Genomic DNA, 1,220 nt, shown 5'->3' on the forward strand with positions numbered 1-1,220 from the left:
CGCGGACGCCGAGGGGTCGCGCGTGGGGGCGGGGGCCGTGTCCGTTCCGCTCACGGGCAGCCCCTCCGGCGTCGTGGCGGGAGCCTCAGGTGATGTCGCGCTTGGCGTTGGCCGCCCAGCCCGCGCCGAAGAACGCCGCCGTCCACGCGCCGAACACCAACGCCGCGCTCCACCACGCGTAGGAGCCCGGTGCTCCCGCGAAGAACTGCAACAGCCATTGGAGATCCTCGTCCAGCGCGTCCGGCACCGACAGACCCGCCGCTCCGAGCGCCTCCGCCGCGATGCCGCCCACGATGCCGTTCAGCGTGTTGTTCGGCAGCACACCGCCGACCCAGTACGCGTCCAACGTACCGAACACGAGGAGCACGAGAAGGTTCTCGATGATCAGCATCCAGATGACCAGCGTCACGGTCGGGCCGGTAACACTGTTCCACACCGCGCCGACGCCGATCCCGAACAGGGTGGCGAGCATGGCGGCCAGCAGTGCGGCGCCGAGGACGGCGAACCACTGACCCGCCGACGGGAGCCGCTCGCTGTCCACGCTCAGCGCCATGGCGATGCTGGAGGCGGTGACCAGCACGACGCCGTAGGCTGCGCCCCAAACCGTGTAGGTGACCAGTTTGGCGGTCAGTGCCGCGCCCCGGTGCGGAGCCGTCAGGTAGGTGGTGGTGATCGTGCGGCGGGTGTACTCGCCCGCGAGGGCGGAGATGCCGAAGATCACCGGAAAGAGTGTTCCGACGTTGATGCCGCGGGCGAGTGCCAGCAGCCCCACCGGCAGCGTGTTCACCTCGACGCCGAGCGCGCGGGCGAGTTCCCGCGCCTCGTAGCTGCCGAGGAAGTCGTTGAAGTCGTTGGCGGCGTTGCCCCAGCCGAGGGCGAAGACGAACGAGAGGGCGAACGCCGGAATCATCAGCGCCCACCACAGCTTGAGGCTGAGCGTCTTGCGGAACTCCGCTTTGATCAGGTTTGCCATCACTGCTGCTGGCCTCCCCAGCCCTGGTTCTGCTGCGGCTGCTGGTGTCCGGTCTGCGGGCCGGGTTGCTGCGGTTGCTGCGGCTGCCCGGGATGCTGGGCGGGTTGCTGCGGCATGGGCTGCGAGCCCGGCTGCTGTGGCGCGGGCGGCTGGGCCCCCGGCTGCGGCATACCGGGCTGGTGCTGCGCGTGCTGCTCACCCGGCGGTTGCTGACCGGGTGGTGGCCCGGCCCAGCCTCCGGCCTGCT

2 protein-coding genes are annotated in these 1,220 nt (G+C 70.6%); one reads left to right on the top strand and one right to left on the bottom strand.

Going from position 1 to position 1,220, the window contains the following annotated elements:
* Positions 1–85 precede the first annotated feature (85 nt).
* Positions 86–973, bottom strand: coding sequence for an ABC transporter permease subunit (locus SACSA_RS0118435; RefSeq protein WP_019819205.1), 888 nt, complete (start codon positions 971–973; stop codon positions 86–88).
* Here SACSA_RS0118435 and SACSA_RS23715 point away from each other — a divergent pair.
* The coding region (locus SACSA_RS23715) for a hypothetical protein (RefSeq protein ID WP_048876983.1) at positions 967–1,220 on the top strand (254 nt) is incomplete at its 3' end. The genes SACSA_RS0118435 and SACSA_RS23715 overlap by 7 nt on opposite strands.

This window comes from Saccharomonospora saliphila YIM 90502 (assembly GCF_000383795.1).
Classification (GTDB): domain Bacteria; phylum Actinomycetota; class Actinomycetes; order Mycobacteriales; family Pseudonocardiaceae; genus Saccharomonospora; species Saccharomonospora saliphila.